The 14,979-nt window shown below is 71.0% G+C and carries 13 protein-coding genes; 7 read left to right on the top strand and 6 right to left on the bottom strand.

The features are described 5' to 3' along the window. The first annotated feature begins 28 nt into the window (after positions 1-28). Together FHS44_RS17400 and FHS44_RS40190 are read left to right on the top strand one after the other, a co-directional pair. Positions 29-781, top strand: a complete 753-nt coding sequence (locus tag FHS44_RS17400) for a PadR family transcriptional regulator (RefSeq protein ID WP_184715853.1) — start codon at positions 29-31, stop codon at positions 779-781. A gap of 7 nt (positions 782-788) precedes the next feature. Beyond that, positions 789-1,424, top strand: a complete 636-nt coding sequence (locus FHS44_RS40190; RefSeq protein ID WP_221460922.1) for a DUF1707 SHOCT-like domain-containing protein — start codon at positions 789-791, stop codon at positions 1,422-1,424. 33 nt (positions 1,425-1,457) lie between these two features. On the opposite strand, the gene mug is transcribed toward FHS44_RS40190, so the two are convergent. From mug to FHS44_RS17375, 4 genes are all read right to left on the bottom strand, one after another. Further along, a complete protein-coding gene (gene mug, locus FHS44_RS17390) occupies positions 1,458-2,033 on the bottom strand; it encodes a G/U mismatch-specific DNA glycosylase (protein ID WP_312863691.1) in 576 nt (191 codons plus the stop codon). A 9-nt stretch (positions 2,034-2,042) separates the two neighbouring features. Next, positions 2,043-3,452, bottom strand: a complete 1,410-nt coding sequence (locus tag FHS44_RS17385; protein WP_184715851.1) for a sugar porter family MFS transporter — start codon at positions 3,450-3,452, stop codon at positions 2,043-2,045. 170 nt (positions 3,453-3,622) lie between these two features. Then, positions 3,623-4,780, bottom strand: coding sequence for a VLRF1 family aeRF1-type release factor (locus FHS44_RS17380; protein ID WP_184715849.1), 1,158 nt, complete (start codon positions 4,778-4,780; stop codon positions 3,623-3,625). A gap of 121 nt (positions 4,781-4,901) precedes the next feature. Next, positions 4,902-5,828 carry an LLM class F420-dependent oxidoreductase gene (locus tag FHS44_RS17375; RefSeq protein WP_184715847.1) on the bottom strand — a complete coding sequence of 309 codons (927 nt, stop codon included), beginning with the start codon at positions 5,826-5,828 and terminating at the stop codon, positions 4,902-4,904. A gap of 160 nt (positions 5,829-5,988) precedes the next feature. Between FHS44_RS17375 and FHS44_RS17370 the strand changes: the two genes are divergently transcribed. The 5 genes from FHS44_RS17370 (at position 5,989) to FHS44_RS17350 (ending at position 11,314) form a co-directional block, all read left to right on the top strand. Further along, entirely contained in the window at positions 5,989-7,062 is a 1,074-nt protein-coding gene (locus FHS44_RS17370; RefSeq protein ID WP_184715845.1) for a glycoside hydrolase family 18 protein, read from the top strand. 60 nt (positions 7,063-7,122) lie between these two features. Continuing rightward, on the top strand, positions 7,123-7,872 hold the full coding sequence (locus tag FHS44_RS17365; RefSeq protein WP_184715843.1) for a Clp protease N-terminal domain-containing protein: 750 nt from the start codon (positions 7,123-7,125) through the stop codon (positions 7,870-7,872). Positions 7,873-7,970: 98 nt separating this feature from the next. Beyond that, complete coding sequence (locus FHS44_RS17360) at positions 7,971-8,546, top strand: DUF1269 domain-containing protein (protein ID WP_184715841.1); 576 nt, start codon at positions 7,971-7,973, stop codon at positions 8,544-8,546. A gap of 75 nt (positions 8,547-8,621) precedes the next feature. Continuing rightward, positions 8,622-10,748: a TerD family protein gene (locus FHS44_RS17355; RefSeq protein ID WP_184715839.1), complete on the top strand. Its 2,127-nt coding sequence runs from the start codon at positions 8,622-8,624 to the stop codon at positions 10,746-10,748. 263 nt (positions 10,749-11,011) lie between these two features. Continuing rightward, entirely contained in the window at positions 11,012-11,314 is a 303-nt protein-coding gene (locus FHS44_RS17350; RefSeq protein ID WP_184715837.1) for a hypothetical protein, read from the top strand. A gap of 225 nt (positions 11,315-11,539) precedes the next feature. Here the strand turns inward: FHS44_RS17350 and FHS44_RS17345 are convergent, their stop codons facing one another. Together FHS44_RS17345 and FHS44_RS17340 are read right to left on the bottom strand one after the other, a co-directional pair. Next, positions 11,540-12,787, bottom strand: a complete 1,248-nt coding sequence (locus FHS44_RS17345; protein WP_184715835.1) for a class I SAM-dependent RNA methyltransferase — start codon at positions 12,785-12,787, stop codon at positions 11,540-11,542. A 62-nt stretch (positions 12,788-12,849) separates the two neighbouring features. After that, complete coding sequence (locus tag FHS44_RS17340) at positions 12,850-14,892, bottom strand: APC family permease (RefSeq protein WP_184715833.1); 2,043 nt, start codon at positions 14,890-14,892, stop codon at positions 12,850-12,852. Positions 14,893-14,979: the final 87 nt, after the last annotated feature.

Raw genomic sequence — 14,979 nt, 5'->3', positions numbered from 1 at the left:
ACGATCGCCGAGAACAGGGGGTACCCACATGTCAGCGGAAGCGATGGGCGGTTGGGCCGCGGGAGCCGTACCGCACGAGATCAGGCGTGAGATGAAGCGCGCCGCCAGGCAGGTCTTCGGGAACATGTCCGCCGCCTGGCACCACGGCCCCGAGGCGCACGAGCACGGCCCGCACGAGCACCGGCACCGGGAGCACCGGGAGCGCGGTGGCCGTCGCGGCGGGCCGTTCCCCGGTGGCCCCTTCCCCTGGGACTTCGGCAGGGGCGGTCCATTCGGACGCGGAGGTCCGTTCGGCGGAGGGGGGCCCTTCGGGCGGGGGCGCAAGGCGAAGCGGGGTGACGTCCGCGCCGCGATCCTCGCGCTGCTCTCCGAGGAGCCGCGCAACGGCTACCAGATCATCCAGGAGATCGCCAAGCGCAGCCAGGGAGGCTGGAAGCCCAGTCCCGGCGCGGTCTACCCGGCGCTCCAGCAGCTCACCGACGAGGGCCTCGTCCTGTCCGAGGAGACCGACGGGCGCAAGTCCTTCCAGCTCACCGAGGCGGGCAGGGCCTACGTCGCCGAGCACCAGGAGGAGCTGCGCGCCCCGTGGGAGGACATGACTCCCGATCTCGGGGAGAGTTCCTGGGAACTGATGGATCTGGCCCGCCAGTCAGCCGTCGCGCTCTTCCAGGTCTTGCAGAATGGCAGTGAGGCGCAGATCGGACAGGCCAGGCAGATCATGATCGACACGCGCCGCAAGCTCTACCAGATCCTGGCAGACGGCGAACCCGGCGAGGAGTGATCCCACGATGACGTTTCCCGACGATCTCCGCATCGGAGACGCCGAACGCGACGCCGCCACCGAGTCCCTGCGCGAGCACTACGCGCAGGGCAGGCTGACCCACGAGGAGTTCGAGGAGCGCCTCGAAACGATCATGACGGCACGTACCGGTCGCGAGCTGGCCCGCGCGGGCGCCGACCTGCCTGACCTGCCCGGCATGTACGGCTTCGGCACCCCCGGGCACGACGGACACAGCGCCGTCCCGGTGGCCGAAGCGGAGTACGGGGAGCGGTGGGATCCCTCATGGGACCGGCAGGAGTGGCGCAGGCAGTGGCGGGCGCAGTGGCGGGAGGCGCGCAGGCTCCACCACCACGCCCACCGCCGGGGGCACCACGGCTGGTCCCACCCCGGTCAGTGGCAGCAGCAGTGGCAGAACCAGGCCGCGCTGCAGCGGCTGACCGCCCAGCGGTGGGCCGCCGCCCAGCGCCACCGGGCTGGCCGCCGGGGGGCTCCCCCGTTCGCGCCGGTGCTGATCGGGGTGGTCGCCCTGACGGCGATCATGGGATTCGGCATTCTCAAGATCCTGTTCCTGCCCCTGATGGTGATGGCGCTGGTGGGCATGTTCCACCACAGGCGCAGGCACCACCGGATGGGCCACAGGTGATCCGCCCCTGACCCCTTCCTTCCAAGGAAGGGGTCAGGCCAGGGACTCTCTCAACTCCCGCAGCTGACCGGCTATCCGGTCCAGCGTCCAGTGGGCGTTCAGCCCGCTGGGGTTGGGCAGCACCCACACGGCGGTCTCGCCGATCCTTCTCTCCTGCGGCCCGACCGCCGCCCCGCGTTCTGCGAAGGCCGTCCGGTAGGCGGTGACACCGAGGACCGCCAGCACCCTCGGCTTGACCTCGCCGACCAGCCGCGCCAGCCGTACGCCTCCCTCGCGGAACTCCTCGGGGGACAGCTCCGCCGCCTGCGCCGTGGCCCGCGCGACCACGTTGGTGATGCCCAGGCCGTAGGAGGGCAGTTCCCACTGCTGCGCGGGGGCCAGCAGCCTGGGGGTGAAGCCCGACAGGTGCAGCGCGGGCCAGAAGCGGTTACCCGGCCTGGCGAAGTGGTGACCGGTCACCGCGGAGTACAGACCGGGGTTGATGCCGCAGAACAGCACCTCGATCGAGGGGCCGAGCACGTCGTCGATGGTCAGGTCGGCCGCGGCGGCCAGCTCGGCCTTCGTCGGCTTTATCGGCTTTGTCGAGGGCGGGATGTCCGAGGGGCTCACCGGACGAACCTAGCCCATCTCCTCCAGTCTCCTGCCCTTCGTCTCGCGCACCTTGAACAGCACGAAGACGAAGGAGAGCACGGCGAAGAAGGAGTAGCCCACGTAGGCGCCCGCGAGGCTCCACGCGGCCAGGGACGGGAACGAGACGGTGATCAGCCAGTTGGCCACCCACTGGGCCGCGGCGGCGACGGACAGCGCGGCGGCCCTGATCCTGTTGGGGAACATCTCTCCCAGCAGCACCCAGACCACGACACCCCATGACAGCGCGAAGAACAGCACGAACACGTGCGCGGCGACCAGGGCGACGGTGCCCTGCAGCGACGGCAGCCGTACGGTCTCCCCGACGTGGACGCCCGCGCTGAAAGCCCAGGCGGCGACGCCGAGCGCGACCGCCATGCCCGCGGAGCCGATCAGCAGCAGCGGTCTGCGGCCGATCCTGTCGACCAGCGCGATGGCGATGAACGTGCCGACGATGTTGATGATCGAGGTGGAGAAGCTGATCAGCAGCGAGTCGCTCTGGTTGATGCCGACCGACTGCCACAGCGACGCCGAGTAGTAGAAGATGACGTTGATTCCCACAAACTGCTGGAACACCGACAGCAGGATGCCGATCCAGACGATCGGCAGCAGGCCGAGGCTGGGGCCACGCAGGTCGCTGAGCCGGGGCCGGCGCTCCAGGCGCAGCGAGTCCTGGATCTCCTTGAGCCGGTCCTCAAGGTCGGCCCTGTCCCCCTCGACCTCCTTGAGCACCCTGCGCGCCATCTCCGTCTTCCCGACGGCGACGAGGAACCTCGGTGACTCGGGGATGATCGTCGAGAAGAGCAGATAGAGCAGGGCGGGCACCAGGCAGGCGCCCAGCATCCACTGCCAGGCCTGCAGGCCGAGCAGCCTGTTGTTGACGTCTCCCCCGGCGAGCTGCGCGATCGCGAAGTTGACGAGCTGCGAGATCGCGATGCCCAGCACGATCGCGAGCTGCTGGAAGGAGCCGAGGCGTCCCCGGTAGGCGGGCGGCGCGACCTCGGCGATGTAGGCGGGGCCGATCACCGAGGCCATGCCGATGCCGACACCGGCGAGCACCCGCCACAGGGCCAGGTCCCAGATCGCGAACGGCAGCGCCTGGCCGATGGAGCTGACCGCGAACAGCAGTGCGGCCACCTGCATCGTCCTGGTGCGTCCCCAGCTGTCGGCGATGCGCCCGGCGATCCACGCGCCCAGCGCCGAGCCGAGCAGCGCGATGGCGACGACGAACCCGATCTGGACGGGACCGACCTGGAAGTGCTTCTGGATGCCGGTGACGGCGCCGTTGATGACGGCGCTGTCGTAGCCGAAGAGGAACCCGCCGATGGCGGCCGCGGCGGTGATGAAGACGACGTGCCCGAGGTTCTCCTTGGGGGTGCCCGAAGGGGCGGTACCGACCATGACAGTCCTTTCCCCGAAACCCAAGTGCCTAACGGGCCGCCCCGCGAGGTCCCCCTGCCTGGACCGTAGCCTCGAAACCTAATCTGAACTGCGGAAACACCCCTATCTGGAGTGTCTCACGACACCCCACGCGAAAGCCGTACGGCTCGCCCGCGAAGCGTCGGAACGGGTCACCAGCGCAGCATGGCGGCTACCCCGCCGGACTCGGCGAGATGCTGTGCGGCCTCGCCGTCCAGGACGATCACCTCGGCGTCGATGTCGAGGGCGCGCTCGATCATGCGCTCCCCCATCGTGGGGTCGGGCGGGACCGCCTCCGCCGACCCGCCCGGGGCGTAGAGCAGGCCGTCCGGCGCCTGGCCGCCCTCCCACTCGCCGGACTCGTCCAGCAGCAGCTGGGCCACCCGGCTGTCGTTCAGCGCGCCGAGTGTCGCGTCGAGGCCCAGGGCTCCCGGACCTCCGGACAGGGCGGCGTCCCTGGTCCGGTCGACCAGCTCGACGCCGTGCCTGGTGCGCGCGGCCCGCAGCTGCGGTTCGACGTACTCGGCGAGCTTGGCCGGGGGCAGCGAGTCCACCACCGCGTCCACCTGGAGGACGTCACCGCCGACCAGGGGCGCGACGATCTCGGTCAACTGGACGTCGCCGAGGAGCACGACCGTCTGCCAGCCTCGCCGCCTGGCCTCCTCGGCCACCCCCGGCGCCGCGGCGCGCAGCTGACGGGTGAGGTTCTCCTCGACGCGGCGCTCGAACTTGTCGCGGTGCGTGGCGGCCGACCTGGCGAGTTCCGCGGTCGCCGGGCCGCGCATCTGCTTCCACTCCTCGACGGGGATCTCGAAGGACGTGCCGCCCAGGTCCTCCGCCAGGCCGTACCGGTAGTCGATCATCTTCAGGCCGTCCCTGGAGAGCACGACGAGTCCCGCGGGCGGGGCGGTCTCGACCGCGTTGACCAGCGGGCGCACGTAAGCCGTCGACTCCATGACGACCTGGTCGGTGACCGGAAGCTGGAAGGAGAACGAGCGCACCCGGTCGTCGCCGACCGGCGCGAACATGACGCGTCCCACGCCCGACTCGGTCGGGTCGAGCAGCTGCTCGAAGTCGGCCTCCAGCTCGTCGAGCCGGTTCAGTACGGCCAGCCGCCGTTCCCTGTCCGGGACGGCGGCCATCTGCTCCCGCAGCTCCGACAGCTCGTTGCCGAAGCGGATCCGCCAGGCGGGCTTGACCGCCGCCTCCTCCTGCGGGGAGGCCGTCACGTAGAACGACAGCACTCCCTGTTCGTCGTGCATGGAGACGACCTCCCGCAGAGCTGCACGATCGAATCGCTCGAATTCCACGGCGCCTCCCCTGATGGTCGGGTTCTCACCACAGTAAGGAGGGATATGGGAGGGACAATGGATACATCGGGGAATATGCCCTCCCGCTGCACGTGTCTTTACCGAGGACCCGGCGTCCGGCCTACACCCGGGGCAGCACCTCGGCGGCGATCAGTTCGAGCTGGTCGAGGTCCGACAGGTCCATGACCTGCAGGTAGACCCGCTCGACACCAAGCTCGGCGAACCGCCCGATCTTGTCGACCACCTCGGCCGGGGTGCCCGCCAGACCGTCCGTCCGCAGCGCGTCCAGCCCGTGACCCGTGGCCCGGGCGCGGCGCGCGACCTCGGCCTCGTCGGTGCCGACGGCGACGGTCTGCGCGACGGAGAGGAGGATCGGCCGCTCGCGTCCCTCCTCCTCGCAGGCCTTCCTGACCCGGCCGAAGGCGGCGGCGCTGTCGCCGGGGGTGTGGAAGGGGGCGTTGTACTCGTCGGCGAACCGCGCGGCCAGGCGCGGGGTGCGCTTGGCGCCGGTCCCGCCGATGATGATCGGCGGCCTGGGGCTCTGCTCCGGCTTGGGCAGCGCGGGCGAGTCCGCGAGCCGGTAGTGGGCGCCCTCGAAGGAGAACGTCTCGCCGACCGGCGTCCCCCACAGCCCGGTCAGGATCTCCAACTGCTCCTCGAAGCGGGCGAAGCGCTCGCCGAGCGGCGGGAAGGGGATTCCGTACGCGGTGTGCTCGGTGTCGAACCAGCCGGTGCCCAGGCCGAGTTCGACCCGTCCGCCGCTCATCCTGTCCACCTGGGCCACGCTGATCGCCAGCGCGCCAGGATACCTGAAGGTGGCGGGGGTGACCAGGGTGCCGAGCCTGATCGTGGAGGTCTCCCTGGCGAGGCCCGCGAGGGTCACCCAGGCGTCGGTCGAGCCGGGCCCGGGGTCGCCGGGGCCGATCCGCAGGTAGTGGTCGGAACGGAAGAAGGCGTCGAAGCCCAGTCGCTCCGCGGTCTGCGCGACCGTCAGGAGCTCGTCGTATGTGGCGCCCTGCTGCGGTTCGGTGAAGATCCTCAACTCCATGAACATCATTATCCGGGCACTACGGACGCCATCCGTGGAAACTCGACGGCGTGGCGAGAACACTTGCTACCGTTCATTCTCCGGTGCGCAAAGTGACCGTACAGGCACCCATCGCCACCGTTCTGTTCCGTAAGGCCGTGCCGTCGAGGAGGAAGATCCCATGTCGGTGGCGACAGAGCCGGAACCCGGACCGGAAACGGGGGCGACGACCGACCGCCGTCTCCGGGAGCCCGGCACCCCACCGCGTTCCCTCGTCGTGCTCGCCTCCCTGGCCCTCGCCGCGGGGACGGGCGCCGCCCTCTGGATACTGCCCAGCGGTGCCGTACGGCCCGCACGGGCACAGCGGCCCATCCACGTCCCACCGGCCCCCGTCGCGCCCAGCCCCACGCCCTCCGCCGTCGGGCGGCCCGGTCCCGTCACGCGTCCCTCCGGTTTCGTGACGTTCGTCGACGCCGCCCGGACCCCGTCGTTCGCGCCACCCGAGACGTCCGCGCCAGGCCGGGCGCACTGGTTCACCCTGGGGCACCTCACCGCGGGCGGGGACGGCTGCACTCCCGTGTGGAGCGGGCGTGACCGCGACCTGTCACCGGCCAGGCGCCTGGAGGCCCTGCGGGCCGCCGGTGGTGAGGCGGGGCTCGTCTTCGGCGGTCCGGGCAGGGAACTGGCCGCGACCTGCACCGATCTCGGGCGCCTCACCGGGGCCTACCGGCGCGCGGTGAGCGCCTTCGACGCGGGCTACATCGACTTCGAGCTCGGGGGGCGGGACGGCGGGGCGACCGTCCTGCGCCGCGCGGCGGCCATCGCGTCCCTGCAACGGGAGGCCGCCGCCACGGGCAGGACCCTCACGGTGAGCTTCACCCTGCCCGCCGACGGCGACGGCCTCAGCCGCGCCGACCAGGAGATGCTCAGGATGACCCGGGAGCGCGGGGCCGAGATCTCCACGGTCAGCCTCATGGTCCCGATCCGGGCCGGTCAGGGACGCCGTTCCCACCTGAGGCCGATCGCCGCCGCCGTACGGGCCGCCCATCCCCAGATCGTCAGGTCCCTGGGCGGGACGGGCACGAGATGCCGTATCGCCCTGTCCCCGTTCCTGACCGGCGCGAAGGACCTGACCACCACGGACGCCCGCAAGCTGGTCGCCTTCAGCACCCGCAAGGGAATGGCCTGGCTGTCCACCAGAGGAGCCACCCCCTCCTGGAGCGTGTCCCGGCTGCTGGTGGGTCTGACTCACTAGACAGACACCCCACATGGGGTTATACATGCGCCGCAGCCTCGTCGAGCCCACAGGGGAGACATGCCGAAGATCAACGTGTATCTGCCCGACGAGCTGGCCGAGGCGGTGAAGGCGGCCGGGGTCCCGGTCTCCGCCGTGTGCCAGCGCGCCCTGGAGCAGGCAGTACGGCGCATCACCGCCATCAGGGAGACCGGGCTCGGCTCCCCGGGGCTCGACGGTTCCGACGCCCGTTTCGCGAGCTTCACCCAGCGGGCCCGTACGGCGATGAGCCTCGCGATCGAGGAGGCCCGCGCGGGCGGGGCGGCCGAGGTCGGCACCGAGCACCTGCTGGGCGGTCTGCTCGCCGAGGGCACCAACCTGGCCCTGCACGTCCTGCGCGCCGTCGAGGTCGATCCCGGGCAGGTACGGCGGGAGCTGGACGCCCTGGGCCGGAGCGACGCCACCCCTGCCACCTCCACCATGCCCACCGCTCCCGCGCGTTTCGGCGGGCCCGCCGCGGCGGCCCTCGAACTGACCGTCACCGAGGCCGTCGCGCTCGGGCACAACTACGTCGGGTGCGAGCACCTGCTCCTCGGCCTGGTCGCGGAGCCGGAGGGGACGGCGGGACGCGTCCTGCGGGGGCTCGGCGCCGAACCGAGGCTGACCCGCCGCGCCGTCACCGCCGCGCTCGCGGGCTACGTCCACCTCAGGGCACAGCACCGGAGCGTGGATACCGACCCCCTCACCGAGACCGTGCGTCAGGAGCTGCGGCCCTTCGTCCAGCGGCTGGAACGGCTTGAGGAACGGCTCGGCCGTACCGCACGAGAGTGAGCCGGACCGGGCAAAGTTCCCGCAAACATGCCGCCGGGAGGGACGGCACGGGCCGGTGGCGGGAATCGCTCCAGGGAACCGGCCTGTCGGGAGGAACCATGAGCGAACTCGTCGCCGTCGCCTACCCCCACCTGGACGACGCGCTGCGGGCCAGGCGGGCGCTGCTGTCATCGAAGCCCCGCCCCGGGCTGGCCGATCTCGAGCTGGTCGAGCACCGGGCGGACGGCCGGGTCGCCGTGCACCCCACCCACCACAGGGCCTCGACCTACGCCGTCGAGGGGGCGGTCACGGGAGCGCTGATCGGCCTGGTCACGCTGGGCCCGATCATCGGCATCGCCCTGGCCGCGGCCGGGCTCACCGCGGCGGCGGCAGGGGGAACCGTCCTGGGAGCCGGTACGGCGGCGCTGGCCGGGGCCGGGACCGGCGCGGCCATCAAGGAGGCCGACAACGACAGCCTCGACACCGGCTTCGTCAGGGAGCTGAGCGAGCATCTTCCCCCCGGCGGCGCCGCCCTGTTCCTGCTGCTGACCTCCGGCATCGAGGAGACCATCGACGTCATCGCCCCGTACGGCGGGCACGTCATCCGCACCACGCTCGGCGCCGCCGAGGAGGAGCGCGTCCAGAAGGCCGTCGCGACCGCCAGGTCCACCCGGGACGCCTGCCCACCCGACTGAGCCATACCGCCTCATCCCCTGCAAAACCCGGAAAATCCCCTGAGTCGCCATCTGCCCTGGCTATAGGGTGCGCTCGTGGACAATCTTGAAAGCCTCGTCATCACGAGACGGCTTCGGGTCCCCATCGACGCTCTCCACGAGGCCACGTCGGACTGGGGGGAGACGGCCGCCCGCCAGCTCGACGCCGCCCTGCTGAGCGTCGGGTTCACCTGCTCGGCGGACCTGCTCGAACGCCTGTCGCGCCTGCCCGGCGGGGACGTGATCGACCTCGGGGTGCGGGTCCTGTCCGCCGTCCGCGAGCTGGTCGGCGACCACGTCCAGCACAACGTCTACTTCGCCGACTTCCCCAGGAACGTGCCCGACACCCTGGAGTTCTGGGCGGGCCTGCTGCGTGAGACCCTGCTCGACCCGGTCGCCGCCGACCGTGTCCAGGGGCCCGCGCTCAACCTGCTGGACCTGCCGGGCTACGGCCGCTACGGGCACACGCACGCCGACCTGCTCGCCGTCCACGCCGAGCTGGTCCCGCTCGCCGGGGACCGGGTTACCGTGCTCGAACTCGGCGGGAGCCTGGAGGCCGAGGCGCGGGAGCTGTACTTCTCGCTGGCGGGCTCCGAGGCGCCGCTGGCCGCCGAGGACCTGGTCGCGCTGCGCGCCCTGGCCTCCTTCCACGCCAGCTCCGGCGCCGCCCACCCCGAGCGCGTTCCCGTGCGGGAGAACCGCGCGGTCCTCAACGAGGTACGGCTCGCCGCCGGTCTTCCCCTCCTCGTCGACACGGTGACCGACGTGCTCAGGCTCGCCTGCGGCCTGTCCGGGGGCGACGTCACGCTGGCCGTACCCACAAAGTTCCGCTCGTTCCGCCGCGCCGAGCGGCGGGCCCTGCTGCGGGCGCTCGACTCCGTGGCCACCCAGGCCGGGCTCGGCGACGTGGCACGCCACCGGGAGCGGTGGAAGCGGCTCGGGGAGCGGCTGCACCCCCACGAGCACCCCGCCTTCCCGCGTGCCGCCCGGGTCTTCGAGGTGGCCAGGGGTGACCTGCGGGTCGAGGGACCCGGCAGCCGGGTCGAGGCCGCCCTGGCTGCGGGCCGTACGGTCGAGGCCGTCGGGTTGCTGGAGAGGTCGCCCGGGGCGCTGCTGCGCCGTCTCGACCACCTGCTGCGGACCGGGCCGGATGAGCGGGTCGTGCTGGAGGCCGCAGAGAGGGCGGTCACCGGCGCCTCAGGCCGTGTCCTGCTGTCCCTGCGCGAGCACCTGCAGAACCGCCTCGCCCCCGCGGCGGGCCGCGTCTTCGTCAACCGGCAGGCCAGGGCGTGGACGGCTCCCGACGTCCGTCCGCCGCTCGCCAGGGAGGTCCTGACGCGGGTGCTGGCCGTACTGGACGCCGAGATCGTCCGGCGGCTTCCCGACCCCGGGCGACTCATCGTCGATCCCGACATGCTGGATGTCGCCCTGCCGCTGTCCGCCAAGGCCGTCTCCCCCGGGTTCGGCATGCTGCCCAGGGGATCGCTGTCGGCGGTGGACGGCGAGCTGCTCAGGTTCTTCGTCCACTGGCGCGAGGCCGGGCAGCGCACCGACTACGACCTGTCGGCGCTCATGCTCGACGCCTTCTACGGTTCCCCCGAGCACATCTCGTGGACGAACCTCGCCAACGGCTTCGCCCAGTACTCCGGTGACCTCGTCGAGGCGCCCGCGCCCCACGGCGCCTCGGAGTTCGTCAACATCCGGCTCGCCGACGCCACCCACCCGATCGTCATTCCCCAGGTCAACGTCTTCTGCGGGGAGCGGTTCAACGAGGCGGCCGAGGCGTTCTTCGGCTACATGACCAGGGACGCCGAGCAGGAGGGCATGCCGTTCGAGCCACGGACCGTGCGGATGAAGTCGGACCTGCGCGGCTCCGGGCAGATCGCCCTGCCGCTCGTCTTCCTGCGCGGTGACGACGACCGCTGGCGGGTGAAGTGGCTGCACCTGTACCTGCAGGGGTATCCCCGGTTCAACCAGGTCGAGACCAACCGGCTCACCACCTCCCTGCTGGTGCGCTCGATCGTGGAGCGCGACTACCTGCGCGTGCGTCACCTGGTCGAGCTGTGGCGCGCGAAGGAGTCGTCGGAGGAGCACGTCACCTACCTCGGGTTCGACGCCTCGGCCGCGCCGCCCGGCGCCCGGGTGCTCACCCCGGCGACCCTGCACGAGGTGATCCCCGCCTGATACGGTTGGGGCCGCGAGGCCATGAGGGGACTTCCTTCTCACACACCTTTTCCCGGTAGTCTCCCCGCTCTCCTCGCCCCCGGTCGTGAGGCCATTCGAGGGCTTCCTTCTTCCTGGTTCGATTCCAGGTAGGCCCCATGGGCCTACTGGCGCTCAGCTCCCGAGCCTCCCTCACGACCGGCTCTTGACGCGGCTTCCTCTGCGGGTATCGTCCGATCTGGAAAGTTTCTTACCTGAAACCTTCGGACCCGGAGGAACCGCACGTGAGAACAAGCCGGACCACGGCCATATCCGCCACCGCCCTGCTCACCGCCTCGTTGCTGGTGGGCACCGCCTCCCCCGCCCACGCCACCCTGACGGGCTGCACCACCTGGCAGGAGGGATACGTCGCCCACAGCAGGTGCACCGGCGGCACGGGCACGCAGGCCGTCTACGTGAGCGGCGTGCACGTGAACCCCGCGGTGGGATGGGTCGCCATGACCGGCCCCCGGGTGGGGGTGGGCGAGACGTCGTCGGTCAACTTCCCGGGCACGGTGTGGTACCGGAGCACCACCCTGTACGACTGACGGCACTGCCTGCCATGGGCGACCGGGCGGGAACCGTGCACACTGCGGGTGATCCGTCCCTCGTCGATGGGAGTCCCATGATCCGCCGTGTTCTGTCCGTCCTGGGAATCGTCGCGGTCCTGCTGATGGTCGCCGGACCCGCGCACAGCGCGAACGTGATCCGGTCACCGCAGGTGGCCGCCCGCTGAGCACGCCGCCGCCCCCGCCCTTTCCCGGCGGGGGCGCCTAACTCACCGCGTTGGTCAGCAGGGCGACGCACTCCACGTGGTGGGTCATCGGGAAGGCGTCGAAGGCGCGCAGGTCGGACAGTTGGTAGGAGCGGTCGCCGAACCAGGCCAGGTCGCGGGCCATGGTCGCCGGGTCGCAGGAGACGTAGACGATCCGGGTCGCCCCGAGGGCGGTGAGGCTCTCGACGACGTCACGGCCGAGACCGGCGCGGGGCGGGTCGACGACGACCAGGTCTGCGCGCTCGATGCCGAAGCGGTCGAGGGCGTTCTCCACCCGGCCCCTGGCGAAGCGGGCCTGGGGCAGGTCGCGGAGGTTGCGTTCGGCGTCGCGCACGGCCACCGACTCGGACTCGACGCCGAAGACCGCGCCCTCGGGGCCGACCGCCTCGGCCAGGCCCGCGGCGAACAGGCCGACCCCGCAGTAGAGGTCGAGGGCCCACTCCCCGGGCCTCGGGGCGGCGAACTCCATGACCGTGTCGAGCAGGGTCTTGGCGGCGCCGGGGTGGACCTGCCAGAAGCCGCTGCCCGTGACCTGGAAGTCGCGGTCGCCGACCCGCTCGACGAGGTGGTTGCGGCCGTGGACGACCCGGCTCCTGCCGCCGCCCTCGTCCACGAAGACGGCCACGCTCGTGTCGATGTCGGGCACCGCGACCGTACGGCGCGGCCTCGGGGCGATCACGACTGCCTGGTCCCCGGTGTTGGAGGCGATGACCTCGACAGAGGAGGCGTTGCGCCAGTTCATGACCTCCACCCCGACGTTCTCCACCTCGGGGTGGGCGATCAGGCAGGCGTCGATCGGCTCGATGTCGTGGGAACGGTGGCGCCGCAGGCCGAGGACGCCGTCGCGGTCGACGGCGAACTGGACGCGGGTGCGCCAGCCGAGCCCGTCGGGGGCGCCGGGAACCTCCTCGACGACGCCCTTCCACTCGATCCCGGCGAGCCGTCCCAACTGTTCGGCGACCACGTCGGTCTTCAGCAGGCGCTGGGCGTCGAGGGAGACGTGCTGCCAGTCGCAGCCCCCGCAGCGGCCGGGGCCCGCGAACGGGCAGGGCGGGGTCACCCGGTCCGGGGAGGGGTCGAGGATCTCGACCGCGTCGGCCCGCAGGAACCGGGTGGTCTCCTCGGTGACCTCGGCGAGGACACGCTCACCGGGGAGCGCGTGCCGTACGAAAACGACCCGTCCTTCGTGGCGCGCGACGCACCAGCCACCGTGCGCGACGGGTCCCACCGTCAGTTCGATCGCCATCGTCACGCCCCCAGGTCTCTTCGTCGGTCCGGCCTCCTCGTGATCACGAGTCATACGAAAGGTTATGCCTTCGGGCTCCGGTCCCGAGCCATCTCGTGGCGGGGACGGCGGACCGCGCCGGGGGCGGCGGGCTCGGGACGGCCCCTGAGCCGGTCGGAGGAGTGCAGCTGCCAGGGCACGCTGGTGACCATCACGCCCGGCTGGAAGAGCAGGCGCCCCTTGAGCCGCAGCGCGCTCTGGTTGTGCAGCAGGTGCTCCCACCAGCGGCCGACGACGTACTCGGGGATGTAGACGGTCACCACGTCACGGGGCGAACGGCGGCGCAGCGACTTGACATACTCCAGGATCGGCCGGGTGATCTCCCGGTAGGGCGAGTCCAGCATCTTCAGCGGGACCGGGATGCCCCTGCGCTCCCACTCCTCCTGCAGGGCCCGCGCCTCCTCCCCCTCGACGCCGACCGTGACGGCCTCCAGCGTCGAGGGCCGGGTCGCCCTGGCGTAGCTGAGCGCGCGCAGCGTGGGCTTGTGGATCTTGGAGACCAGGACGATGGCGTGGTTGCGGGCGGGCAGCATCGACTCGTCCACCTGGAGCTCGTCGTCAACCGCGAGTTCGGCGGCCACGTTCTCGTAGTGGCGGTGGATGCCCTTCATGATCAGGAACAGCGTCGGCATGGCCACGCAGACGATCCAGGCGCCGTGGGTGAACTTGGTCAGCAGCACGACCACCAGCACCACGCCGGTCATGACGGCGCCGAAGAAGTTGATGATCCGCGAGCGCTTCATCTGCGCCCTGGACTTCGGGGCGGTCTCGGTCCTCAGGTGTCTGGTCCAGTGCCTGACCATGCCGATCTGGCTCAGCGTGAACGAGACGAAGACACCGACGATGTAGAGGTTGAGCAGGCGGCTGACGTCCGCCTGGAACCCCCACAGCAGCAGGCAGGCACCCGCGGCCAGGATGACGATGCCGTTGGAGAAGGCAAGCCGGTCGCCCCTGGTGTGTAGCTGACGGGGCAGGTAGCGGTCCTGGGCCAGGATGGAGCCGAGCACGGGGAAGCCGTTGAAGGCCGTGTTCGCCGCGAGGAACAGGATGAGGGCCGTCACCGCGGCGATCGCGATGAAGAACAGCGAGCCGTTGCCGAAGACCGCGTCGGCGACCTGGGCGATGATCGGCTGCTGGTAGTAGTCGGGTCCCGCGGGCCTGCCGTTGATGAGCACGTCGCGGGCGGCCGTGGCCGGGTCGGCGAGTTTGACGCCGGAGGCCAGGCCGAGCGCGATGATGCCCACGAACATCGTGACCGCGATCAGGCCCATCATCAGCAGGGTCGTCGCGGCGTTCTTGCTCTTCGGCTTGCGGAAGGCGGGCACGCCGTTGCTGATCGCCTCGACGCCGGTCAGCGCCGCGCAGCCCGAGGAGAAGGCCCGCAGGATCAGGAAGGCAGCGGCCAGCGAGGTCAGGTCGCCCTGCTCGGCGACGATCTGGTAGTCGGCGGTCGGCGCGTGCAGTTCGTCGCCCAGGACCAGCAGCCGGAAGCCGCCCCAGGCGACCAGGCCGATGACCGAGATCATGAAGGCGTAGGTGGGGATCGCGAACGCCACCCCGGACTCGCGGATGCCGCGCAGGTTGACCAGCGTGAGCAGCACGACGATGACGATGGCGACCATCGGCTTGTGCTCGGCGACGTAGGGCACTGTCGCGCCGACGTAGTCCACGCCGTTGGCCACGGAGACCGCGACGGTCAGCACGTAGTCGACCATGAGGGCGCTGGCCACGGTGAGACCGGCGTTGGGCCCCAGGTTGACCGTCGCCACCTCGTAGTCGCCGCCCCCGCTGGGGTAGGCGTGCACGTTCTGCCGGTAGGACGCGACCACCGTGAGCATCACCAGGACGACCGCGATGGCGACCCAGGGCGCAAAGTGGTAGAACGAAAGTCCGGCTATGGAAAGGATGACGAGAATCTCCTGCGGCGCGTAGGCGACCGAGGAGAGGGCGTCACTCGCGAAAACAGGCAGCGCGATGCGCTTGGGGAGCAATTGCTCATGTAACTGCGTGCTGCGCAGCGCGCGCCCGATGAAGAGGCGCTTGACGAGGTCCGTCACCTTTGACACGTCTGCCGATGCTAGTCCCCATCCATCCGTCCCACTGACGCGGCACTCCCGAACCGGGCCATACTGACTAGGTACGGATGAACAAGA

The organism is Streptosporangium saharense (assembly GCF_014203715.1).
Classification (GTDB): domain Bacteria; phylum Actinomycetota; class Actinomycetes; order Streptosporangiales; family Streptosporangiaceae; genus Streptosporangium; species Streptosporangium saharense.
This window is presented reverse-complemented; position numbering and strand designations above follow the sequence as displayed.